General features: G+C 38.3%; 19 protein-coding genes and 1 pseudogene. 13 read left to right on the plus strand and 7 right to left on the minus strand.

Annotated elements, in window-relative coordinates; genetic code table 11:
• Positions 1-2: 2 nt before the first annotated feature.
• Entirely contained in the window at positions 3-1049 is a 1047-nt protein-coding gene (locus HG567_RS02170) for a DNA cytosine methyltransferase (RefSeq protein ID WP_202163913.1), read from the plus strand.
• Positions 1050-1051: 2 nt separating this feature from the next.
• Positions 1052-1805 (plus strand): annotated as a pseudogene (locus HG567_RS02175) (restriction endonuclease).
• Between the two features lie 231 nt (positions 1806-2036).
• Here the strand turns inward: HG567_RS02175 and HG567_RS02180 are convergent.
• Complete coding sequence (locus tag HG567_RS02180) at positions 2037-2981, minus strand: catalase family peroxidase (RefSeq protein WP_202163914.1); 945 nt, start codon at positions 2979-2981, stop codon at positions 2037-2039.
• 276 nt (positions 2982-3257) lie between these two features.
• Between HG567_RS02180 and hofC the strand changes: the two genes are divergently transcribed.
• Together hofC and hofD are read left to right on the plus strand one after the other, a co-directional pair.
• Positions 3258-4844: an outer membrane beta-barrel protein HofC gene (gene hofC, locus HG567_RS02185; RefSeq protein ID WP_202140007.1), complete on the plus strand. Its 1587-nt coding sequence runs from the start codon at positions 3258-3260 to the stop codon at positions 4842-4844.
• A 76-nt stretch (positions 4845-4920) separates the two neighbouring features.
• The gene (gene hofD / locus HG567_RS02190; RefSeq protein WP_202140008.1) at positions 4921-6318 is read left to right on the plus strand and encodes an outer membrane beta-barrel protein HofD; all 1398 of its coding nucleotides are present in this window, start codon (positions 4921-4923) and stop codon (positions 6316-6318) included.
• A gap of 225 nt (positions 6319-6543) precedes the next feature.
• Here the strand turns inward: hofD and HG567_RS08025 are convergent, their stop codons facing one another.
• Positions 6544-6744 (minus strand): hypothetical protein, encoded by a 201-nt coding sequence (locus tag HG567_RS08025; RefSeq protein ID WP_202164019.1) that lies wholly within the window; start codon positions 6742-6744, stop codon positions 6544-6546.
• Here HG567_RS08025 and HG567_RS02200 point away from each other — a divergent pair.
• Both HG567_RS02200 and HG567_RS02205 read left to right on the plus strand, forming a co-directional pair.
• Complete coding sequence (locus tag HG567_RS02200) at positions 6713-9415, plus strand: putative barnase/colicin E5 family endoribonuclease (protein ID WP_202164018.1); 2703 nt, start codon at positions 6713-6715, stop codon at positions 9413-9415. The genes HG567_RS08025 and HG567_RS02200 overlap by 32 nt on opposite strands.
• Positions 9416-9482: 67 nt before the next feature.
• On the plus strand, positions 9483-10277 hold the full coding sequence (locus HG567_RS02205; RefSeq protein ID WP_202140010.1) for an ATPase: 795 nt from the start codon (positions 9483-9485) through the stop codon (positions 10275-10277).
• A 366-nt stretch (positions 10278-10643) separates the two neighbouring features.
• Here HG567_RS02205 and HG567_RS02210 read toward each other — a convergent pair whose 3' ends face one another.
• The 3 genes from HG567_RS02210 to HG567_RS02220 all read right to left on the minus strand — a co-directional run bounded on the left by HG567_RS02210 (position 10644) and on the right by HG567_RS02220 (position 13090).
• Positions 10644-11780, minus strand: coding sequence for a potassium channel family protein (locus tag HG567_RS02210; RefSeq protein ID WP_000461978.1), 1137 nt, complete (start codon positions 11778-11780; stop codon positions 10644-10646).
• Positions 11781-11962: 182 nt separating this feature from the next.
• Positions 11963-12151: a 50S ribosomal protein L28 gene (gene rpmB / locus HG567_RS02215; RefSeq protein ID WP_001118998.1), complete on the minus strand. Its 189-nt coding sequence runs from the start codon at positions 12149-12151 to the stop codon at positions 11963-11965.
• Positions 12152-12250: 99 nt separating this feature from the next.
• Positions 12251-13090 carry an HpaA family protein gene (locus HG567_RS02220; protein WP_202140011.1) on the minus strand — a complete coding sequence of 280 codons (840 nt, stop codon included), beginning with the start codon at positions 13088-13090 and terminating at the stop codon, positions 12251-12253.
• A 124-nt stretch (positions 13091-13214) separates the two neighbouring features.
• Between HG567_RS02220 and mraY the strand changes: the two genes are divergently transcribed.
• Positions 13215-14276: a phospho-N-acetylmuramoyl-pentapeptide-transferase gene (mraY, locus tag HG567_RS02225; protein ID WP_202163915.1), complete on the plus strand. Its 1062-nt coding sequence runs from the start codon at positions 13215-13217 to the stop codon at positions 14274-14276.
• A gap of 1 nt (position 14277) precedes the next feature.
• Positions 14278-15546, plus strand: a complete 1269-nt coding sequence (gene murD / locus HG567_RS02230; protein ID WP_202163916.1) for a UDP-N-acetylmuramoyl-L-alanine--D-glutamate ligase — start codon at positions 14278-14280, stop codon at positions 15544-15546.
• Here murD and HG567_RS02235 read toward each other — a convergent pair.
• Both HG567_RS02235 and ybgC read right to left on the minus strand, forming a co-directional pair.
• Positions 15543-15803 carry an HP0495 family protein gene (locus tag HG567_RS02235; protein ID WP_202163917.1) on the minus strand — a complete coding sequence of 87 codons (261 nt, stop codon included), beginning with the start codon at positions 15801-15803 and terminating at the stop codon, positions 15543-15545. The genes murD and HG567_RS02235 overlap by 4 nt on opposite strands.
• Positions 15793-16194, minus strand: a complete 402-nt coding sequence (ybgC, locus tag HG567_RS02240) for an acyl-CoA thioesterase YbgC (protein ID WP_001203779.1) — start codon at positions 16192-16194, stop codon at positions 15793-15795. The genes HG567_RS02235 and ybgC overlap by 11 nt, the downstream gene beginning before the upstream one ends.
• Before the next feature lie 229 nt (positions 16195-16423).
• On the opposite strand from ybgC, the gene HG567_RS02245 reads away from it, so the two are divergent.
• The 5 genes from HG567_RS02245 to gyrB are packed head-to-tail and all read left to right on the plus strand — an operon-like array spanning position 16424 to position 23685.
• Positions 16424-17752 (plus strand): sodium-dependent transporter, encoded by a 1329-nt coding sequence (locus tag HG567_RS02245; protein WP_120982683.1) that lies wholly within the window; start codon positions 16424-16426, stop codon positions 17750-17752.
• A 10-nt stretch (positions 17753-17762) separates the two neighbouring features.
• On the plus strand, positions 17763-19091 hold the full coding sequence (locus HG567_RS02250) for a sodium-dependent transporter (RefSeq protein ID WP_202163918.1): 1329 nt from the start codon (positions 17763-17765) through the stop codon (positions 19089-19091).
• A gap of 14 nt (positions 19092-19105) precedes the next feature.
• The gene (locus HG567_RS02255; protein ID WP_202163919.1) at positions 19106-20170 is read left to right on the plus strand and encodes a phospholipase A; all 1065 of its coding nucleotides are present in this window, start codon (positions 19106-19108) and stop codon (positions 20168-20170) included.
• A gap of 56 nt (positions 20171-20226) precedes the next feature.
• Positions 20227-21351, plus strand: coding sequence for a DNA polymerase III subunit beta (dnaN, locus tag HG567_RS02260; RefSeq protein WP_202140017.1), 1125 nt, complete (start codon positions 20227-20229; stop codon positions 21349-21351).
• Between the two features lie 12 nt (positions 21352-21363).
• The gene (gyrB, locus tag HG567_RS02265) at positions 21364-23685 is read left to right on the plus strand and encodes a DNA topoisomerase (ATP-hydrolyzing) subunit B (protein WP_202140018.1); all 2322 of its coding nucleotides are present in this window, start codon (positions 21364-21366) and stop codon (positions 23683-23685) included.
• Positions 23686-23710 lie beyond the last annotated feature (25 nt).

The raw sequence follows: 23710 nt of genomic DNA on the forward strand, positions 1-23710 counted from the left end.
ACTTGTATAAAGTAGCCGATATTTTTTGTGGTGCTGGAGGGTTGAGTTATGGCTTTTCTGTGCATCCTCATTTTGAATTAATATGGGCCAACGATATAGACAAAGACGCTATTTTAAGCTATCAAGCTAACCATAAAGAGACGCAAACCATTTTATGCGATATTGCACAACTTCATTACCACAACTTGCCACGCGTTCCAATTGACATTCTACTAGGCGGACCACCATGCCAGAGCTATTCTACGCTTGGCAAAAGAAAAATGGATGAAAAAGCGAATTTGTTTAAAGAATATTTGCGGCTTTTAGATTTAGTGAAACCAAAAATATTTGTTTTTGAAAATGTGGTGGGTTTAATGTCTATGCAAAAAGGGCAATTGTTCCAACAAATTTGTAACGCTTTTAAAGAGAGAGGTTATATTTTAGAGCATGCCATTTTAAACGCCCTAGATTATGGTGTGCCTCAAATAAGAGAGCGAGTGATTTTAGTGGGTGCGCTCAAAAGTTTTAAACAAAAATTCCACTTCCCTAAACCCATAAAAACGCATTTTTCTCTAAAAGATGCTTTAGGGGATTTACCGCCCATTCAAAGCGGTGAAAATGGTGATGCTTTAGGTTATCTTAAAAATGCGGATAATGTTTTTTTGGAATTTGTGCGAAATTCTAAAGAATTAAGCGAGCATAGCAGTCCTAAAAACAATGAAAAACTGATAAAAATCATGCAAACGCTAAAAGACGGACAGAGTAAAGACGATTTGCCAGAAAGTTTACGCCCCAAAAGTGGTTATATTAATACCTATGCCAAAATGTGGTGGGAAAAACCAGCCCCCACCATTACAAGAAATTTTTCTACCCCAAGCAGTTCTAGGTGTATCCATCCAAGAGACTCTAGAGCGTTAAGCATTAGAGAGGGAGCAAGATTGCAAAGCTTTCCTGATGATTATAAATTCTGTGGGAGCGCTAGCGCTAAAAGATTGCAAATTGGCAATGCCGTGCCGCCTTTATTGAGTGCAGCGCTCGCTCATGCTGTCTTTGATTTTTTAAAGGGGTAAAAATGTTTGATAATAACGATTTTAAAGGTTATAGAAATTTATTGGGTTTTAATTCTCAAAATGCGTTTAAGGAATTTTTAGGCGCTAAAGACATACAACCTTGCGTTGATTTCAATTATTTAAACGCGCTCAAAAAAAGGCTTATTGAAATTTTTAGCGCTATCAATAGTGTTTATTGTTTTAGATATAATGAGTATGAATTGGAATGCTTTTTTAAAAACTCCATAGAGCGAGTGTTTTCAAAGATAGTGGATACTCATATTATTTATAAGCTGAATAATCAAGGCAGAAGACCTGAAGAGGTGTGTTTTTCTTGGATACATGGGTTTTTAGTAGCGGAGTTTTTTAAGGGTTTTATCGCTTGTCTTTTTGGCACACAAAAAGAAACCATCAAATTTTTTGGTGGGGATAATTTTGAGAGCATAGAAAGCTTTAAAAGAAGTCCTAAAGCCGATTTTTTGTTAGACAATCATTTATTGCTAGAAGTTCAAAGCGGGTTTCAAGGGATCAATGATATTAAAGAACATAAAGTTATAGAAGCTAAAAGGCGTTTGATAACGGATAAAATTCCTACTATTGTGGTGCATTTTGATCTGTTTAACGGGCAAGTAGCGTGCGTAGAAATTTCTAAAATCAAAGACAATGATTTGAATTGGATAACCCGCCAACAAATGGAAGGGCAGAGCGTTTTTAATATTTCGCAAAACTTTTTTGATTACAAAATTACAGAAATACCTAAATAAGCCGCTTTCATAAAAACCATAATACGGCCTAAACAAAATACAAGATAATAGCATTAAAATGTGGTAGGTGGATTGAATGTTTGTTATTTTTTGCCCAACATCCAGCGTGAGTGTGTGTGCCTCAAATAAGAGAAGAAGTGTTTTAGTGGGAGCGCTCAAAAGCTTTAAACAAAAATCCCACTCCCCTAAACCCATAAAAACGCATTTTTTCAATCAACTTATACTTTGATTTGCCTTAGCCTTTTTATTGCCTCCTACTAAAAGTGATTCCATAAACTTCATTCCTGATTTGGAATAAGGGATCAGTAGGGGTTTCTACGCCTTTAGGGAGATCGGCTGGGAAATACACATCTTTATTGCAACCCATTCCTTCGTATTTTTCAACTTTCAATGTCCCTACCAGTAATTCCTTGTGTTTGCCTTTCCAAAGCGCGGTCGTGTCGTTGGTGGCATCATTTTTATTCGCAAAAACCAGATACATTTGGTATTCTATGGGCTTATTTTTAAGGTGTTGTTGGAATGAAGAAAGCAGATAATTTGAATCTTTTTGCTTTAATTCTTGGGGGTTAAGATACTTGATGCCGTCTTTAGGCACAAATTTCCATCTCGCAGGCAATAATTTTTCTTTCTTATCTTTAAACTTGAACGCATGCACGCTATAATAAGGCGTGTTAGCCACGCTTGAGCTAATCCCTATCGTTTTCATATAGGCGGCAAAATTCCTATAAGAGGGGACTTCTTCATAAAGCTTTTTGATTCTTGCTTCATCTACCTTGCCATTTTTAGGGATTCTCATCTCAAAGAATTGGGCAAATTCGTTAGGGTTTTTGGCAAAATTGATTTCTGTATTGAGCATCACCATTGTCCAGCTGGCGTTTTGATTTTCTAATTTTAACGCCATTCCCCTAACTTTGCTTTTATCGTCCATCGCCACGCCTCCTAAAGAATACCTTACAGACGCAGGGATTTCTTTTTCATTGAGTAATGGCACATCTAAATCCTTTCTTGCTTGCGGGTTAGGGAGGAACACGCCTTTAGCGCAAAACCCCTTAGTGTGGTTGATTTTCATTTTAGGCTCTTTGGCGTTGAGTTTGTAGAAAATATCCGCAATCTCTTCAGCACTCACTTCATGGGCTTTTAAAAAACCCAAGCTAAAAACCAAACACAAGCTCAAACCAATTTTTTTCATTCTTGATCCTTATTGTTATTTTTTTAATCTATGTATTGATGTAAAAACCATTTTTAGCTTTAAAATATTATCATACTATATACTATCAATGCAGATAGTTTTTAAAGCGACTATGTAAAATAGAAGCTTTTTCACTAGCAAACTGGCGTTTGAAAATTTAAATTTTGTAAATTTTGAGAAAAACTAGCTTGATTTTAAACTAAATCTATATTCTTTTATGCTACAATTACTTCTACAGAGTAATTTATCTATTCTCAGGTAAAGTAAGGAAGAGGAATGAAATTAAAGAAACGAAAAGTTGCGGCTGCATTGCTAAAGCGTTTTACCTTGCCACTATTGTTCACTACGGGTTCATTAGGGGCGGTTACTTATGAAGTGCATGGAGATTTTATCAATTTTGCTAAAGTGGGTTTTAACCATTCGCCCATTAACCCTGTTAAAGGTATCTATCCTACAGAGACTTTTGTTAACCTTACAGGTAAGCTAGAGGGGTCTGTGCATTTAGGTAGGGGATGGACCGTGAATTTAGGCGGTGTTTTGGGCGGACAAGTTTATGATAGCACTAGGTATGATAGGTGGGCGAAGGATTTTACCCCCCCAAGCTATTGGGATAAAGCTTCTTGTGGCACTGATTCTATGAGCCTTTGTATGAATGCGACTAAAATGTGGCAGCAATCAGGGCCAGGTGGTATCATTAACCCTAGAGGTATTGGTTGGGAATATATGGGTGAGTGGAACGGCTTGTTCCCTAACTACTATCCGGCTAACGCCTACTTGCCCGGTGGTTCAAGGCGCTATGAAGTTTATAAAGCGAATCTCACCTATGACAGCGACAGAGTCCATATGGTCATGGGGCGTTTTGACGTTACGGAGCAGGAGCAAATGGATTGGGTTTACCAATTGTTCCAAGGTTTTTATGGGACTTTCAAGCTTACGAATAAGATGAAATTCTTGCTCTTTAGCTCTTGGGGTCGTGGTATCGCTGATGGTCAATGGTTGTTCCCCATTTATCGTGAAAAGCCTTGGGGTATTCATAAAGCCGGTATTATTTATCGCCCTACAAAGAATCTAATGATTCACCCTTATGTGTATCTCATCCCAGAGGTAGGTACATTGCCCGGTGCTAAAATAGAATACGACACCAATCCTGAGTTTAGCGGTATGGGCATGAGAAACAGAACGACTTTTTATGTGTTGTATGACTATCGTTGGAATAACGCTGAATACGGCCGTTACGCGCCCGCTCGTTATAACACTTGGGATCCGTTCTTGGACAATGGTAAGTGGCGTGGCTTGCAAGGTCCTGGTGGTGCGACGCTCTTTTTACGCCACCATATAGACATTAACAACTACTTTGTGGTTGGTGGTGCTTATCTCAACATTGGTAACCCTAACATGAACTTGGGTACTTGGGGTAACATCATCGCTGTGGATGGTATCGAACAATGGGTTGGCAGTATCTACAGCTTAGGGTTTGCAGGGATTGACAACATTACCGATGCTGATGCGTTCACTGAGTATGTTAAAGGTGGAGGCAAGCATGGTAAGTTCAGTTGGAGTCTCTACCAACGCTTCACTACCGCTCCAAGGGCTTTGGAATATGGTATCGGTATGTATCTAGACTATCAGTTCAGCAAGCATGTTAAAGCGGGTCTCAAACTCGTATGGTTAGAGTTCCAAATTCGTGCGGGTTACAACCCTGGAACCGGTTTCCTTGGGCCAAACGGTCAGCCGCTTAACTTGAATAATGGTTTGTTTGAATCTTCTGCGTTCGCGCAAGGCCCTCAAGACATGGGTGGCATTAAAAAGAGTATTACCCAAGATAGAAGCCATTTGATGACACACATCAGTTATAGTTTCTAAGAGAGTTTCCCTATCTCTTAGATATTAGATATACCTTTTTTGTATTTTTATTTTAATATTTTTGGGAGTTAGGGTTTTGGAAATTAAGAAATATTTTTCTTACTCTCTATTTTTTTTGCTTTTTTCTAGTTTCTTTTTGTCCAAACTTCAAGCTTATAAATTCAACATGAGCATTGTTGGAAAGGTGAGTAGCTATACCAAGTTTGGCTTTAACAACCAAAGATACCAGCCCTCTAAAGACATTTATCCTACAGGTAGCTACACTTCTTTGCTCGGCGAATTGAATTTGAGCATGGGTTTATACAAGGGTTTGAGAGCGGAAGTGGGGGCGATGATGGCAGCGCTCCCCTATGACTCTACCGCTTATCAAGGCAACAATATCCCTAACGGCCAGCCCGGCTCTAGGACCGATCCTTTTGGGGCGGGTATCTTTTGGCAATATATTGGTTGGTATGCGGGACATAGCGGTTTAAATGTGCAAAAACCTCGTTTGGCTATGGTGCATAACGCTTTTTTGAGCTACAACTACAAGAAAGACAAATTCAGTTTTGGCGTGAAAGGGGGGCGCTATGATGCTGAAGAGTATGATTGGTTCACTTCTTACACCCAAGGGGTTGAAGGCTTTGTCAAATATAAAGACACCAGGTTAAGGGTGATGTATTCAGACGCTAGGGCTTCAGCATCAAGCGACTGGTTTTGGTATTTTGGGCGTTACTATACAAGCGGTAAGGCTCTAATGGTGGCAGATTTGAAATATGAAAAAGACAACCTAAAAATCAACCCTTATTTTTATGCGATCTTTCAAAGAATGTATGCGCCAGGCATTAATATCACTTATGACACCAACCCTAATTTCAACAATAAGGGTTTTCGTTTTGTAGGCACTTTCGTGGGGTTTTTCCCCATTTTTGCCACTCCGGCTAATCAAAATGATATTATCCTCTTCCAACAAGTGCCATTGGGCAAGAGCGGGCAAACTTATTTCTTCCGCACCCGTTTTTACTATAATAAGTGGCAATTTGGAGGCAGTGTCTATAAAAATATCGGTAACGCTAATGGTGATATAGGTATTTATGGCGACCCTTTGGGGTATAACATTTGGACGAATAGTATTTATGACGCAGAAATCAACAATATTGTTGGCGCTGATGTTATTAACGGGTTTTTATATGTAGGCTCACAATATAGAGGTTTTAGTTGGAAAATTTTAGGCCGTTGGACGGATAGCCCAAGGGCTGATGAAAGGAGTCTCGCACTCTTTTTGAGTTATTTTTCTAATAAGTATAATATTAGAATGGATTTAAAACTAGAATATTATGGCAATATCACCAAAAAAGGCTATTGTATTGGGTATTGTGGCATGTATGTTCCAGTCGATCCTAATGGGCCTGGGACACAGCCTTTAACGCACAATGTGTATTCTGACCGAAGCCATATCATGTTTAACATTACTTATGGTTTTAGGATTTACTAGCCTTTTATTCTTATATTTTTGATTGGCCTTTTTAAAATATGAAAAGGCTCTGCTCCAATCAAATATTAATACTCAAAAAGCCTTATTTAACTTTATTGTTCAATATTTAATACACTAGAACAAAACACCACACCCTGTGCAGTTTTTTAGCAAATTAAACGAGTTTAAAGATGAAGTTTTTAGCACGCCTAAGGCTAAAGAATACATTGACATAGCGAGCGGTTTTCATAAGCTTTTTAAAAACGATGCTAAGATCGCCGAGAGCTTAAAGCCAGCCACTACTAAGAATTTAAGCCAAGGTTTAGCGACCACTCTTAGCGGAGCGTTAAAATACCAATGGACTAAATTCACGCTAGGGACACTATACAGGAACGCACCCGATCGCATTTTAGGGATAAAATTACCCAAAGCTTTAAACGAAGCCACCGCAGGAGCGGCTTTAAAGTATCACATTAAAAGAGCGTTAGAAAGAAGCCACTCTATAAGCGATTTTAGTAAGCAGTTAGATTTAAGCGCTAAAAACTCACAATTTAGCAACAACACGCTTAAAATCATTGAAGAGCTTAATAACGGCGTTAAACAAGCTAGCGAAGAGTTAAGCAAGAAAGCGAGCGATTTAGAACACGCTATAACACCAATTAAAGAATTTGGAAAGAATTACCCCGAGTTTGCTCTAAAGCCTAAGGAAGCGTTAGAGAAATTATTACAAGAGAAAAACGGACAAGTCGCAGGCGCAGCGTATAGGGACGATTTAGGAGGGATTGATCTTGTTTGGGGTAAGCCAAAGACTAAAGACAGCAACGGCTATGGGTTAGCGCATATATTAGAACGAAGAGAACAGCAAGCGCTTTCTGATGGATTAGGTGAAGCAGAAGCTAAAGAATACGCTTTAAATATCGTTAAATCAATCCCTGAAGTGTTAGAGAAAGGATCTAAAGGGACGGATCATTTAGGGCGTGTGTTTGTAGATTACGGTAATAAGAGAGTAGGTTTAAATAACACATGGGATAACAAAGATTTAGAAAATCATTGGGTAATAAGCAGTTATGAATTACGAGATACAACAACAGAGAAGCCAACGCATTTTCCGACCTCGCAAGCAATTACTAAAGAAAAGGACATTTATTCTTTAAACTCTGTAGGATCTAATCCTACCACAAACCCATTAAAAACGCAAGATTTAAGCCCGCTTGAACTTGCCAAAGCCGAAAAGCTTGCCAAATTAGAAAGCGAGAAGTTAGAAAGCGAAAAAGAGTTTTTGAAAGCTAAAGAGCAAGAACAAGCGCGCAAAGCCGCTTTAAAAAAGAAATTAGAACACGAGCGAGGCAATGCAGGCAATATTGAAAGCCAGACTAAAATAGAAGTAGGAGAGGATATACCTACGAATGTGCAAGAGCAACTACCTAAAAGCCGAGTAAGGCTAAACGAACGAGAGATTTACGATCTAGATTATGCAATCGTGAAAGCCAAAGATTTAAAACCAAGCTTCACTACAGGCGGGACACAAAAACGCACCGACATGAACGAAGAGCAGATTAAAAGCATCGCTGAAAATTTTGATCCTAAAAAGATATTTGGGAGCGGAGGTTTTGAAGATTTGCCGATCATTTTACACGACGGCCAAGTGATCGCAGGAAACCACCGAATCCAAGGCATGCTCAATTTCACGCCTAAAAGCCGTTTTGCTTACGAGAAAGCGATCAAAGAATACTATCACATAGACTTAAAGCCGGACGAGTTGTTAGTGCGCATGCCTTCTAATCGTTTGAATAACACTGAGATCAACAATTTAGCGGCTTCTAGCAATCAAGGACGCTTTAATAGCGAAAGCGATCACGCTATAGCGGTTTTAAGCCACTATGAAGCCAAATTAAAAGAATTAGAAACCAAGTTAAACGCTGACAGCGTCTATTCTTTAAAAAATATCGTTGCTAAAAACCTTAATTTTGACAAAGCCACACACCCTAATGTAGGAGATAGCAACCTTGCGCTTTTAATGTATAACATGCCAAGGACTAAAACGCAAGGGATAGAATTACTCAACCGCTGGCAGAAAGAATTTTCTAACGACACTAAAAGCTACGAAAAAGTGAAAAAAATGTTTGTAGATAACGCCGGCAGTTTTCATAATCTAATCCACGATATGAGCTTCCCTAATGTGAGTTTAAACGCTTATTTAAGCGATATCATGGATCGGTCTTTTGCGAACTTAAAGAACTACCAAAGCACGAGCGAGAGCCTGAAAGACTTGAGCGAGAAATTTTATAAAACGAGTTCTTTAGAGATGTTTGAAAAGAGCGATCAAACCACAAGCGATATCAGCGAGATTTTAGGAGGAGCAATAGCGCGCTTTGCGAGGTTTGATGATCCTTCTAAGGCGTTATTTGAAGCTTTAAAGAGCGAAAACATTAAAAAAGGTTTGAAAGAATTTAAGATCGCAGATGTTACTAAAGACATGTTTAATCCTAATAGTAAGGAATTTAAGGATATTGATATTTACGACTTTACGCATTATCTTTTAATGGTTAATAGAGATCCTAGCGAAAGTAACGAGAGTTTAAAGCGCTTGATAGAAGCCGTTAAGGACATGCAAAAAGAAAACGCTAAAATTAAAGTAAGCCAAAAGAGCGCAGAAGAAAGCGAGATTAAAGAACGAGCCTTTAAAGTCATAGAAGACAAAGAAGCGTTTTTGAAAGATTTGAACGCTATCAAACCCATGCAATTACCGAAAGAGATTGATACCGAGAGCTTTTTAAACGCTTTTAACGGCGTTAAAAATAAAGAAAATTTCATTAAACATTTAAAGAGTAATCCTGACAGCACGCACCGATTAGCTTATTTGCATTTAGTAGAACCTACCTTAAAAGAACCCGATATTACGCTTATTTTCAAAGAGCAAGGTAAGGAAGTCAAAAAAGAACATATCAAAGCCTTCCAAGGCGATCCTAAAACGATTTATTATTTTTTAGTTACGCAAGATAACGATAATAAGCTTATTACAGGATTGAAAGTTAAACCGATTTATATTAAAGCAGAGATTGACAAGGCGGACATTATCCACTCTTTCATTCCGCAGGCAAGAACGCTTAAAGAATAAGCCGATGGAGTGGGCTTGCATTGAAACTATAAAACAAAAGATCTAAAAAGTCAAGGAGTAAGAAAAAATGATCAATTACCCTAATCTCCCTAATAGCACGCTAGAAATTACCGAGCAGCCCGAAGTGAAAGAAATCACTAACGAATTACTAAAGCAACTACAGAGCGCTTTAAATTCTAATAGTCTTTTTACCGAGCAAATACAGCTAAGCCTTAAAGGGATTGTTAGGATTTTAGAAGTGCTTTTGAGTTTGGATTTTTTCAAAAACGCCAACGAGATCGATAGCAGTTTAAGAAACTCCATTGAATGGCTGAGTAACGCCGGCGAGAGCTTGAAAAATAAAATGAAAGAATACGAGGCCTTTTTCAATGATTTCAATACAAGCATGCATGCCAACGAGCAAGAAGTAACCAACACTTTAAACGCTAACACCGAGAACATCAAAAGCGAGATTAAAAAGCTAGAAAATCAAATCATAGAAACCACTACAAAGCTTTTAACGAGCTATCAAATCTTTTTAAACCAAGCACGAGATAACGCTAATCATCAAATCACCGAAAACAAAACCCAAAGCCTTGAAGCCATAACACAAGCTAAAAACAACGCTAACAACGAAATAAACACGAATAAAACCGCAAGCCTTGAAGCGCTAAAGCAAGAAAAAACCCAAGCCACAAGCGAGATTAACGAAGCGAAAAAAACCGCCTTTAACGAACTTTTAGAAACCTTAAAGCCGAAGTTTAGCGGCTTGTTTGCGGGCGTGTATTATATTCGCAATGTGATTTATATCCAAGGCGGATGGGAGCAGAAAGTCAAGGATTTAAGCGACTACACGCTAGAGGAAAGCAAGAAAGGAGAGTGAAATTTTAAATTGAGAAATTGATGAAGATTTGTTTTGTGCGGAATTTAGGGTAACGCTTCAAAAATGCAATGATTAGGAAACCAACCACAGGACAAATTAAAACATGGTTTAAAAATCCTTTTAACAAAGAGAGCTTTAAAAGGGTTGTAACATTAACTCTCATTGAGCGTATGGGTGTGAGAAAAATAAGCCTCAAATCCGTTTAAATCTTGGATCTGTTCTCATCAAACATGAATGGCTAATTTTTTGACTAACGCCAAGCTCTTTGCTATGGATTGTAAAAAATGTTTTTAGCATTTTTTAGATTTTATTACCCGTATTTGATGAGAGCCAAGCTTTTTTTATTTTATAAAAAGGCTGTATCAATCACAAGGAAATGTAATCCACTTCTTTGGGTTTTTGATGGTTGGCAATGAGTTGCTTACAGGTCGCAACGCCTTCTGAAGTGCCAACCATTAATAGCTTGGATTCGCTTGCAATGATCGTTTCTCCATCGGGCATGGGGATGTATTTGCCATCTTTTTGAGTGATACCAATCACAAACGCTTTAGCGATCTCTCTAAAATGGGCTTCTTTTAATTTCCTTAACACAAGCCAGCTGGTTTTAGGGACAATCACTTCCTCTAAGTCTAAAAGCGTGTCTTTTTTATTGATAAAGCGCTCTAAGATATTTTCCATATCCGGACGCACCGCCATCGCGCTCACTCTCTGCGCCATGAGTTTTGTAGGGGAAACCACCATATCAGCCCCTAATTTTTTTAATTTTTCTAAGCCTTCATCGCTATGCGCGCTCGCAATGATGTAGTAAGGTTTGCGCTTTAATTCCTTTTCAAACAAGCGCACGCTCACCATTAACGCCACATTCACCGGTAAAATCTTAGACAAAGCCACAACGCCCCTAGCGCTGCTTAAGTGGGTTTTTAGCATGGCTAAATTGGTGTGCGGATCGCCTATGATATAGTAGGGGTATTTGTGTTTAATGGCTTCTTCTTCAAAACTGGGGTCATTATCCACGACCACAAAGGGGATTTGAGCAGAGCGGAATTGCTTGCTCAATTCAATGGTGTATTCATTGTGGTAACAAATCACATAATGATCCTTAAGGCGCGCGATTTTATAAATCATACCTTTCTCCTTAATCAATCTGGTAAGCGTGCCTTTATTGACCACGCTAACTAAAATAGCCACGCTAAAGGCAATAATTCCTGCCCCAAAAAACATTAAAATGGAAGTTAAAAAAATACTTATAGGCCCAAACTGGCTTTCATTTAAAGCGCCAAACCCTGTAGCTGTCATGGTGTAAGTCGTTTGGAAGAAAGCTTGCATAAGGCTATAATTTTCTAGGGCGAAGTATCCCAGAGTGCCTAAAAGCACGAGCAATTGGATTAAAATAAGCGGGAGTCTAAAGACCTTAAATTGCTCATAGATTTCAGAATTTAAATTGACTTCTGGCTGAATTTCATCGTCTTTTTTGATTTTAAAAAATTTCAACTTTTCAAACAAAACCAATTCCTAGATCAAAATAAATTCTTTTGAAAGCGTTTACCTCTAAATTTAATCAAAACGCTAAACCTAAGCTGTGTTTTAATCTCAAAAAGAAGTTTAGATCTCAAGGGGAGTTTTAAAAAGGTTATCAAAAACACCAAAACCACCCCTACAATCAAAACGGACAGAAATTCTAAAAACTAAGCCCCTTTACGCATGGTTCTTAAAGTGGAAGCAGCCACTTTAATGCGTTTAGTCGTGCCGTCGTCTAATTGGATCTTAATCGATCGCAAGTTAGGGAGTAAGCGGCGTTTATTTTTGTTGTTCGCATGACTGACATGATTGCCTATCATAGGCCCTTTGAAAGTTAAAGCGCATCTTTTTGCCATTGTGTATCCTTAAATATTGAAATAAACTTTGCATCATACTTAAAATAGCCTTTAAAAAGGCTGATTTTAAGGCTAATTTTTAAATGGTTCGTTTAAGAACTACTTTTTTTGAGGCATAGAACTTTTAAAGCCTTTCATTCTGTCAATAGCGTCTCGGTATTTGGCAATATTTTCTTCTGTAAGTTCTGTTACAGCTTTTTTCATGACAACCGCATACATTCTGTTTAAGATCTTATGTATCGCATCTTCTTTATTCTTTTCCAAATCTTCATGGATAATGCTGTTTGAAGAATCAAACCCTCCAGAATTACTGTGTTTGTAAGTATAGGTCATCGCTTGAAAAGTCCCTACTTCCACAGCAAAATCATGGACGACACGATTGCTTTCTGGCTCATAAAAATTAAACCACACAGAGCCTGAGCTTTGATCCACTAGCGTGTCTAAATTAGGATTATTGGGATCTTTTACATTCATTTTCAAATCTTCTAAGATTCCTACCCACCCTTTCAAATCCAAAACGGAAAAAATCTTTCTCTTATCTTGTGCATTTAAAGCTTTTTCATCTTGAAAACGCAACACTTGATAGCCTCTTTTTTCAAAAATAGTTTGGATTTGATTGACTAAAGCGTCTTGAAACTTATCAATATAGGGTTTTAGATTATCGCTCACTTGAATGTGCGGCGCTAAAATACCTACAATATGGTGGTTTTGTGGGGCTTGAACAATATGTATCGGATAATTAAAATCTAGCGGCGTAACATCAGAGCTTGTTTTCATTCTTTCATGAGTTTGAACTGGTTGTTGATTTTTGGCGTCATTTTGTGTTTTTGTTTCAGCGCTTGGATTCATCGCGCAACCGATCAACACGCTTGAAAGCCCTAAAGCAACTAACATTTTAGAATAAACTCTAACCTTTTTAAAAATAAGCGAACGCTCCATAAAAGACTCCTAAAAATTAAAATAATCTCCTATCTTACTCTATTCATGCTATTTTTAAGTAAACCAATTTGCGCTACAATTTTATTTTTTCTAAATTTCAAGCATGGCGGTTTTAGGGGATTTTATGCTCTATTCTTTACTATATGGCTATTTTAATATCAATCTTTTCCAGTATTTGACCTTTAGAGCAGGGTTAGGGTTTTTCATAGCCTTTTTCCTCACGCTTTTTTTAATGCCTAAATTCATTCTATGGGCCAAGGCTAAAAAGGCTAACCAGCCCATTTCTAGCTTCGTGCCAAGCCACCAGAATAAAAAGGATACCCCTACGATGGGGGGGATTGTTTTTGTTTTTGCAACCATTGTTGCGAGCGTGTTGTGCGCATCTTTGGGTAATCTTTATGTGTTGTTAGGGATAATAGTGTTAGTGGGCTTTAGTTTTGTGGGTTTTAAAGACGATTACACTAAAATCAACCAACAAAATAACGCCGGAATGAGCGCGAAAATGAAATTTGGCATGCTGTTTGTCCTTTCGCTTGTGGTGTCTGTTTTATTGAGCCTTAAGGGGTTAGACACTTTTTTATACGCGCCTTTTTTGAAAAACCCCTTGTTTGAAATGCCCACGATGTTAGCGGTTGGTTTTTGGGTGTTGGTTTTTTTATCCACGAGCAATGCGGTGAATTTAACCGACGGGTTAGACGGCTTAGCGAGCGTGCCTAGCATTTTCACCCTCTTAAGCCTTTCTATCTTTGTGTATGTGGCAGGGAATGCGGAATTTTCTAAATACTTACTTTATCCTAAAGTCATAGATGTGGGGGAATTGTTTGTTGTCTCGCTAGCGTTAGTGGGATCGCTCTTTGGCTTTTTGTGGTATAACTGCAACCCGGCAAGCGTGTTTATGGGCGATAGCGGGAGTTTGGCTTTGGGAGGGTTTATCGCTTATAACGCTATCGTTTCGCATAATGAAATCTTACTCGTTTTAATGGGATCTATTTTTGTAATAGAAACTCTGTCTGTGATCTTGCAAGTAGGGAGTTATAAAACCCGTAAAAAACGCCTTTTTTTAATGGCGCCCATCCATCATCATTTTGAGCAAAAGGGTTGGGCAGAAAATAAGGTGATCGTGCGTTTTTGGATCATTTCCATGCTGAGTAATTTAGTCGCTCTTTTAAGCTTGAAGGTGCGTTGAAATGAAAATCTCTTTATTGGGGCATGGCAAAACCACTCTAGCTTTGGGGCGTTTTTTTAAAAAAAACCATAACGAAGTCAAATTTTTTGACGATAAATTCCTTTCATCTTTTAAAGATAGCGAGGGTTTTCTTTGCTACCCTAGTAAGGATTTTAACCCTAATGATTCCCAACTAGAGATAGTCAGCCCGGGCATTAGTTTCACGCACCCTTTAGTCATGAAAGCCAAGCATTTAATGAGCGAATACGATTATATTGATAGCTTGTTTGATTCTGTTTTCATGCCTACTATAATCAGTATTAGCGGCACTAACGGGAAAACCACCACGACAGAAATGCTCACCATGCTTTTAGAAGATTTTAAGGCTGTGAGTGGGGGGAATATCGGCACGCCCTTGATTGAATTGTTTGAAAAGCAATCGCCCTTGTGGGTGTTAGAAACAAGCTCTTTTTCTTTGCATTACACTAACAAGGCTTACCCTTTAATCTACTTGCTCATCAATGTCAAAGCCGATCATTTGACTTGGCATTGCAATTTTGAAAATTATTTGAACGCTAAACTCAAGGTTTTAACATTGATGCCTAAAACTTCGCTCGCTATCCTCCCTTTAAAATTCAAAGAACACCCTATTATTCAAAACTCGCAAGCGCAAAAAATCTTTTTTGACACAAGCGAAGAGATTTTAGAGCGTTTAGAAATCCCTTCTAACTCTCTTTTTTTTAAGGGAGCGTTTTTATTAGACGCAGCCTTAGCCCTTTTGGTTTATGAGCAATTTTTAAAAATAAAGAATTTAAAATGGCAAGATTATAGAGAAAACGCCTTTAAAAGACTGAACGCTTTTAAAATCGGCTCGCATAAAATGGAAGAGTTTAGGGATAAACAAGGGCGTTTGTGGGTAGATGACAGCAAAGCCACGAATATTGATGCCACCTTACAAGCCCTAAAAACCTTTAAAAACCAAAAAATCCATTTGATTTTAGGGGGCGATATTAAAGGGGTCAATTTAACCCCCCTTTTTGAAGAGTTTAAAAACTATAAAATAAGCCTTTATGCCATAGGATCAAGCGCTTTTATCATCCAAGCCTTAGCGTTAGAATTTAATGTTTCTTGTCAGGTTTGTTTAAAGTTAGAAAAAGCGGTTCAAGAAATTAAAAGCGTTTTATCGCAAAATGAAATTGCCTTGCTTTCACCCAGCGCGGCCAGTTTGGATCAATTTTCTTCGTATAAAGAAAGGGGTGAAAAATTCAAGGCGTTTGTTTTAAAAGATTAAAGCACATGCGCCACAGCGTCTAATTGTGAGATTTTTTGAAAAATCTCGTTCCGTTCTGCTTCGCTTGAAACTTCCATAGAAACGTTAAAGCTATAAAATTTAGCGTTTTTAGAAGTGTTTTTAAATTCCAATTTAAAGGGGCGTTGGTAGGTTTCTAAAAGCTCTTTTAACGCGCTTGTATCGTTAGTGGTCATAATCACCCTATAATCCCAAAGACAAGGGTAAATGATAGTGGGTTTTTCTGAATCAGACGGCACTAAGAAGCTCCTTAAACAATTTAGGAATGGCAATAGGGCTGTATGTAGAGCGATTGACAAAGCCAAACTTGATTTCTGAAGCAAAGACTTTAAAAGGCTTCATAGGCTCCAAAGAAGCGTTTTGGATGCAATAAATTTCTTGAAAAAGCACCACAAAAACCTTTCTTAATTCTTTAATTTGCGTTCTTATTTCTAAGACCTGTCCAAGGCTTGCGGGGGTGAAAAAATCCGCTTTGATAGAGCGGATAACAAACACGCCTTCTTCATTTTCGGGCAAGACATTTTTTTTAAAAAAAAACTCGCTCCTAGCCCTTTCGCAATATTTCAAATAATTCGCATGATAGACCACGCCTTCAGAGTCGGTATCTTCGTAATATACCCTACAGCGCATTAATTCCCCTTACTTAAATAATGAAATTTTCTTAAAATTATACAATATGTAACTTAACTATAGTATAATCTGGGGCGTTGCTTTATATTTTTTAGGTATTTTTGAAGTGGGTTTTTCCTTAAATTTTAGGGTTTTTAAAGCTTTCAAAAAACTAATACAGCAATAGTTGGGCGATTAAGGACATAGCTCCTTAATTTTAATCATTGATAAGGAGTTTGGTAGTTAAGATATGGGTAATCATTTTTCTAAATTAGGGTTTGTTTTAGCCGCATTAGGGAGTGCGATAGGTTTAGGGCATATTTGGCGTTTCCCCTATATGACTGGGGTGAGTGGTGGGGGTGCTTTTGTTTTATTATTTTTATTTTTATCCTTAAGCGTTGGTGCGGCGATGTTTATCGCTGAAATGCTATTAGGACAAAGCACTCAAAAAAATGTAATAGAAGCTTTTAAAGAGCTTGACATTAACCCTAAAAAACGCTGGAAATACGCAGGGATTTTGCTTATTTCTGGGCCATTAATACTGACTTTTTACGGCACGATTTTAGGCTGGGTGCTTTATTATTTGGTGAGTGTTAGTTTTAATTTGCCTAACAATATCCAAGAATCTGAACAAATTTTTACTCAAACTTTGCAGTCTATAGGGCTACAATCCATAGGGCTTTTTAGCGTTTTATTCATAACCGGATGGATTGTTTCTAGGGGGATTAAAGAAGGCATTGAAAAACTCAATTTGGTTTTAATGCCCTTACTCTTTGCCACTTTTTTTGGTTTGCTTTTCTATGCGATGAGCATGGATTCTTTTTCTAAAGCTTTCCATTTCATGTTTGATTTCAAGCCAAAAGATTTGACTTCTCAAGTGTTCACTTATTCCTTGGGGCAGGTTTTCTTTTCTTTAAGCATCGGTTTAGGGATCAATATCACTTATGCTGCGGTTACGGATAAAACGCAGAATTTGCTTAAAAGCACGATTTGGGTGGTTTTATCAGGGATTTTAATTTCTCTTGTGGCAGGGCTTATGATTTTCACTTTTGTGTTTGAATATGGGGCGAATGTCTCACAAGGCACAGGGTTAATTTTCACTTCTTTACCGGTGGTTTTTGGCCAAATGGGAGCGATAGGCGTTCTTGTTTCGATTCTTTTCTTGCTCGCGCTCGCTTTTGCTGGCATCACTTCTACGGTGGCTTTATTAGAGCCAAGCGTGATGTATCTTACCGAAAAGTATCAATACTCTCGTTTTAAGGTTACTTGGGGTCTTGTAGCACTAATTTTTGTGGTAGGCGTGGTGTTGATTTTCTCGCTCCATAAGGATTATAAAGATTACCTCACTTTCTTTGAAAAAAGTCTTTTTGATTGGTTGGATTTTGCCTCAAGCACCATTATCATGCCTTTAGGCGGGATGGCGACTTTTATTTTTATGGGCTGGGTTTTGAAAAAAGAAAAATTGCGTCTCTTGAGCGTGCACTTTTTAGGCCCTAAATTGTTTGCAACTTGGTATTTCTTGCTTAAATATATTACCCCTTTAATTGTGTTTTCCATTTGGTTGAGCAAGATTTATTAAAATATTTGGCATGGGAAAATTTTCTAAATTAGGCTTTATTTTAGCCACTTTGGGTAGCTCTATCGGTTTAGGGCATATTTGGCGCTTTCCTTATATGGTGGGTCATAATGGGGGGAGTGCGTTTGTGCTTTTATATCTGGTGCTAACCTTGAGTTTAGGCATTGCTATGCTTTTAGTGGAAATGCTGATTGGGAATTTGGGTAAAAAAGATGTTGTTTCTAATTATCAAATCTTAGATCCTAAAAGGAAAAAATATTACCCTTTCACTTCTTTTTTTATTTTAGGCGGCCCTCTCATTTTATCCTTTTATGCGGTGGTGTTAGGCTGGGTGCTTTACTATCTTTTTGTAGTAACTTTTGATTTGCCTAAAGATTTAGAGCAAGCTAAAATGCAATTTAGCATGCTCCAAAATGGCAGTTTGATCTGGCCTGTTATTGGCTTTAGCACATGCTTATTACCGACAATATGGTTTGTTTCTAGGGGGATTGAAGAAGGGATTGAAAAATTAAATGTCGTGCTGATGCCGTTATTGTTTGTGATTTTCATAGGGCTTTTAATCTATGCGATGACTTTAGAAAGCATGCCTAAAGCTTTGCACTTTTTATTTAATTTTGAGATTCAAAAGATTGATTTTAAGGTTGTTATGGACGCTTTAGGGCAGATGTTCTTTTCTTTGAGTTTGGGGGTCGGCACGATTATTACTTATTCGGCTTTCACGCCCAAAAAAGAAAATCTATTCAAAAGCTCTTTATTGATTGTCTTGCCCGGTATTTTAATCTCTTTGATTGCCGGGGTGATGATTTTTACCTTTGTGTTTGAATACCATGCAGATGTTTCTCAAGGGCCAGGGCTTGTTTTTATTTCCTTACCTTTGACTTTCGCTAAAATGGGAACAAGCGGGCAGATTGTCTCGCTTTTTTTCTTTATGGCGCTTGTTTTTGCCGGGATCACTTCTACGGTTTCTTTGATAGAGCCTTTAGCGCTTTATCTGATCAATCGTTTTAATTTTTCGCGCACTCAAGCGTCGCTATGGATAGGGATTGTTGTGTATATTTTAGGCGTTTTAGTCATTCTTTCTATGAATGAACGATACGCTAAGTTTTTGAGTTTTGCTCATAAGAGCGTGTTTGGGTGGCTGGATTTCATCACTTCTTCATTTTTAATGCCTTTGGGAGGCTTGTTTTCAGTCTTGTTTGTAGGATGGATTTTAAATAAAAAGCGCTCTTTTTTAGCCACGAAGTATTTCTTTAATACAAACGCTTTTAAAGCGTGGCATTTTAGCGTTCGTTTTATCGCGCCTGTAGTGATTTTAGCGATTTTCATCTTGCAATTTAAGTGAAATAAGGATGCTTGATGAAAAGCATTTTGCTCTTTATGATTTTTGTAGTTTGTCAGTTAGAAAGCAAAAAATTTTCACAAGATAATTTTAAGGTGGATTATAACTACTATTTGCGCAAACAGGATTTGCACGTCGTTAAAACGCAAAACGATTTGTCTAATGCCTGGTATCTCCCTCCACAAAAAGCCCCCAAAGAACATTCTTGGGTGGATTTTGCTAAAAAATATTTAAACATGATGGATTATCTAGGCACTTATTTTCTGCCTTTTTATCATAGTTTCACCCCCATTTTTCAATGGTACCACCCCAATATCAACCCGTATCAACGCAATGAGTTTAAGTTCCAGATTAGTTTTAGAGTGCCTGTATTTAGGCATATTCTTTGGACTAAAGGCACGCTTTATCTAGCTTATACCCAAACTAACTGGTTTCAAATTTACAATAACCCCCAATCCGCTCCCATGCGAATGATCAATTTCATGCCTGAACTCATTTATGTTTATCCTATTAATTTTGAACCTTTTGGGGGTAAAATAGGGAAATTTTCTGAGATTTGGATAGGTTGGCAGCACATTTCTAATGGCGTGGGGGGCGCGCAATGTTACCAACCTTTTAAAGACGGCAATCCTGAAAACCAGTTTCCAGGAGGGCCTGTGATCGTTAAAGATTATAACGGGCAAAAAGATGTGCGCTGGGGGGGGTGTCGTTCGGTGAGCGCGGGGCAACGCCCTGTGTTTCGTTTGGTGTGGGAAAAGGGAGGCTTGAAAATCATGGTCGCTTATTGGCCCTATGTCCCTTATGATCAATCCAACCCTAATTTGATTGATTACATGGGGTATGGTAACGCTAAAGTTGATTACAGGAGAGGGCGCCACCATTTTGAATTGCAACTTTATGATATTTTCACGCAATACTGGCGTTATGATCGCTGGCATGGAGCTTTCCGCTTAGGCTATACCTACCGCATTAACCCTTTTGTGGGGATTTATGCGCAGTGGTTTAACGGCTATGGCGATGGCTTGTATGAATACGATGTTTTTTCCAATCGTATAGGGGTAGGAATACGCTTAAACCCTTAAAAAGCGTTCTTTTATGCTATAATTAAGACCAAAAATTCAAGGGGATTATTTTAGCTATGAAAATCAGTGTTAGTAAAAACGATTTAGAAAATACTTTGCGCTACTTGCAAGCTTTTTTGGATAAAAAGGACGCTTCTTCTATCGCTTCACACATCCATTTAGAAGTCATTAAAGATAAGCTTTTTTTGAAAGCTAGCGATTCAGATATTGGGCTAAAAAGCTATATTTTTACGCAATCTAGCGATAAAGAGGGCGTTGGCACGATCAACGGGAAGAAGTTTTTAGACATTATCTCATGTTTAAAAGACTCTAATATTGTTTTAGAGACTAAAGATGACAGCCTGGTGATCAAACAAAATAAAAGCTCTTTCAAACTCCCCATGTTTGACGCTGATGAGTTCCCTGAATTCCCTGTTATTGAGTCAAAAGTGAGTATAGAAGTCAATACCCCTTTTTTGGTAGATGCGTTTAAAAAGATTGCTCCTGTGATTGAGCAAACCAGCCATAAAAGGGAATTAGCCGGTGTTTTAATGCAATTTGATCAAAAACACCAAACCCTTTCAGTAGTAGGCACGGATACCAAAAGGCTTTCTTACACGCAGTTAGAAAAAGTCTCTATCCATTCCACTGAAGAGAACATCTCTTGTATTTTACCTAAAAGAGCTTTATTAGAAATCCTTAAGCTTTTTTATGAAAATTTCAGTTTTAAAAGCGACGGCATGTTAGCGGTGGTTGAAAACGAAACGCACGCTTTTTTCACCAAACTCATTGATGGGAATTACCCTGATTATCAAAAAATCCTCCCTAAAGAATATATTTCTTCTTTCACTTTAGGCAAGGAAGAATTTAAAGAGAGCATTAAGTTATGCAGTTCTTTAAGCTCCACCATTAAACTCACTTTAGAAAAAAACAACGCTTTGTTTGAATCTTTGGATTCTGAGCATAGCGAAACGGCTAAAACCTCTGTTGAGATTGAAAAAGGTTTGGATATTGAAAAAGCCTTTCATTTGGGCGTGAACGCTAAATTTTTCCTTGAAGCCTTAAACGCTTTAGGGACAACGCAATTTGTTTTAAAATGCAATGAGCCTTCATCGCCTTTTTTGATCCAAGAACCCCTTGATGAAAAGCAAAGCCACTTGAACGCTAAAATTTCCACTTTGATGATGCCAATCACATTATAAAGGCTTGATTGAATGCAAAATTACCAGAGCCATAGTATTAAGGTTTTAAAAGGCTTAGAGGGGGTTAGGAAACGCCCTGGAATGTATATTGGCGATACCAATGTGGGTGGGTTGCACCACATGGTGTATGAAGTCGTGGATAACGCTGTAGATGAGAGCATGGCGGGCTTTTGCGATACGATTAACATCACTTTGACTAGTGAGGGGTCATGCATTGTAGAAGATAACGGGCGAGGCATTCCTGTAGATATCCACCCTACGGAAAAAATCCCCGCTTGCACCGTGGTTTTAACGATTTTGCATGCGGGGGGCAAGTTTGATAATGATACTTATAAAGTTTCAGGCGGTTTGCATGGCGTGGGCGTTTCGGTTGTGAACGCTTTGAGCAAACGCTTGATCATGACCATTAAAAAAGAGGGTCAAATCTATCGCCAAGAGTTTGAAAAGGGTATTCCCATTAGCGAGCTTGAAATCATTGGCAAGACTAAAAGCGCTAAAGAAAGCGGCACGACTATTGAATTTTTCCCTGATGAAAGCGTGATGGAAGTCGTTGAATTTCAAGCGGGTATTTTGCAAAAGCGCTTCAAAGAAATGGCGTATCTTAACGACGGCTTGAAAATTTCTTTCAAAGAAGAAAAAACCCAACTGCAAGAGACTTATTTCTATGAAGACGGCTTGAAACAATTCGTTAAAGACAGCGCTAAAAAAGAATTGCTCACCCCCATTATTTCGTTTAAAAGCATGGATGAAGAAACGCGCACTTCTATAGAAGTCGCTTTAGCGTATGCTGATGATTACAATGAAAACACTTTAAGCTTTGTGAATAACATTAAAACTTCTGAGGGTGGCACGCATGAGGCGGGCTTTAAAATGGGCTTGTCTAAAGCGATTTTGCAATACATTGACAATAACATTAAAACTAAAGAGTCGCGCCCCATTTCTGAAGACATTAAAGAGGGCTTGATCGCTGTTGTGAGCTTGAAAATGAGCGAGCCGTTATTTGAAGGGCAGACTAAATCCAAACTCGGCAGTTCGTATGCGCGCGCGTTGGTTTCAAAATTAGTCTATGACAAAATCCATCAATTTTTAGAAGAAAACCCCAACGAAGCCAAAATCATCGCTAATAAAGCCCTACTAGCTGCAAAGGCTAGAGAAGCCAGTAAGAAGGCCAGGGAGCTTACAAGGAAAAAAGACAATTTGAGTGTCGGCACTTTGCCTGGAAAATTAGCCGATTGCCAGAGTAAAGACCCTTTAGAGAGTGAAATCTTTTTAGTGGAGGGCGATAGCGCAGGCGGGAGCGCTAAACAAGGGCGCGATAGGGTTTTCCAAGCGATCTTGCCCTTGAAAGGTAAGATTTTAAATGTGGAAAAAAGCCATTTGTCAAAGATCCTAAAATCAGAAGAAATTAAAAACATGATCACGGCTTTTGGGTGCGGCATTCAAGAGAGTTTTGATATAGAAAGGTTGCGCTATCATAAAATCATTATCATGACCGATGCTGATGTGGATGGGAGCCATATCCAAACCTTGCTGATGACTTTTTTCTATCGTTATTTACGCCCACTGATTGAACAAGGGCATGTTTATATCGCTCAAGCCCCTCTTTACAAATACAAGAAAGGCAAGACAGAAATTTATCTTAAAGACAGCGTCGCTTTGGATCATTTTTTAATTGAGCATGGCATCAATTCGGTGGATATTGAAGGGATTGGCAAGAACGATTTGATGAATTTGTTAAAAGTGGCGCGCCATTACCGCTACGCGCTTTTGGAATTAGAAAAACGCTACAACTTGCTAGAGATTTTACGCTTTTTGATTGAAACTAAGGACGCCTTAAGCTTTGATATGAAAGTTTTAGAAAAAAGCATTTTGGAAAAATTAGAGGGCTTGAATTATCAGATCTTACGCTCTTTTGCCACTGAAGAAAGCTTGCATTTGCATGCGCAAACCCCTAAGGGCTTGGTGGAATTTAATCTAGATGACAACCTCTTTAAAGAAGTGTTGTTTGAAGAAGCGCATTACACTTATCAAAAGCTTATGGAGTATAATTTAGATTTCTTGGAAAATAAGGATATTTTGGCGTTTTTAGAAGAAGTGGAAAATCACGCTAAAAAGGGAGCGAATATCCAGCGCTATAAGGGACTAGGCGAGATGAACCCTAATGATTTATGGGAAACGACCATGCATAAAGAAAACCGCAGCTTGATCAAACTCAAAATTGAAGATTTGGAAAAAACCGATGCAGTCTTTTCGCTTTGCATGGGCGATGAAGTAGAGCCTAGAAGAGCCTTTATCCAAGCGCATGCTAAAGACGTGAAACAGCTAGATGTGTAAGGGATTTTGATTAGAACCCCTAAAC

The sequence above is a fragment of the Helicobacter pylori genome, from assembly GCF_016755635.1.
Lineage (GTDB): Bacteria > Campylobacterota > Campylobacteria > Campylobacterales > Helicobacteraceae > Helicobacter > Helicobacter pylori_CQ.

What these genes read in the sequence shown, in the direction of transcription:
- HG567_RS02180 (WP_202163914.1), bottom strand. Translation starts at nt 2,981, where the DNA reads ATGAAAAAAATTGGTTTGAGCTTGTGTTTGGTTTTTAGCTTGGGTTTT.
- hofC (WP_202140007.1), top strand. Translation starts at nt 3,258, where the DNA reads ATGAAATTAAAGAAACGAAAAGTTGCGGCTGCATTGCTAAAGCGTTTT.
- HG567_RS02205 (WP_202140010.1), top strand. Translation starts at nt 9,483, where the DNA reads ATGATCAATTACCCTAATCTCCCTAATAGCACGCTAGAAATTACCGAG.
- rpmB (WP_001118998.1), bottom strand. Translation starts at nt 12,151, where the DNA reads ATGGCAAAAAGATGCGCTTTAACTTTCAAAGGGCCTATGATAGGCAAT.
- HG567_RS02220 (WP_202140011.1), bottom strand. Translation starts at nt 13,090, where the DNA reads ATGGAGCGTTCGCTTATTTTTAAAAAGGTTAGAGTTTATTCTAAAATG.
- mraY (WP_202163915.1), top strand. Translation starts at nt 13,215, where the DNA reads ATGCTCTATTCTTTACTATATGGCTATTTTAATATCAATCTTTTCCAG.
- murD (WP_202163916.1), top strand. Translation starts at nt 14,278, where the DNA reads ATGAAAATCTCTTTATTGGGGCATGGCAAAACCACTCTAGCTTTGGGG.
- ybgC (WP_001203779.1), bottom strand. Translation starts at nt 16,194, where the DNA reads ATGCGCTGTAGGGTATATTACGAAGATACCGACTCTGAAGGCGTGGTC.
- HG567_RS02245 (WP_120982683.1), top strand. Translation starts at nt 16,424, where the DNA reads ATGGGTAATCATTTTTCTAAATTAGGGTTTGTTTTAGCCGCATTAGGG.
- HG567_RS02250 (WP_202163918.1), top strand. Translation starts at nt 17,763, where the DNA reads ATGGGAAAATTTTCTAAATTAGGCTTTATTTTAGCCACTTTGGGTAGC.
- HG567_RS02255 (WP_202163919.1), top strand. Translation starts at nt 19,106, where the DNA reads ATGAAAAGCATTTTGCTCTTTATGATTTTTGTAGTTTGTCAGTTAGAA.
- dnaN (WP_202140017.1), top strand. Translation starts at nt 20,227, where the DNA reads ATGAAAATCAGTGTTAGTAAAAACGATTTAGAAAATACTTTGCGCTAC.
- gyrB (WP_202140018.1), top strand. Translation starts at nt 21,364, where the DNA reads ATGCAAAATTACCAGAGCCATAGTATTAAGGTTTTAAAAGGCTTAGAG.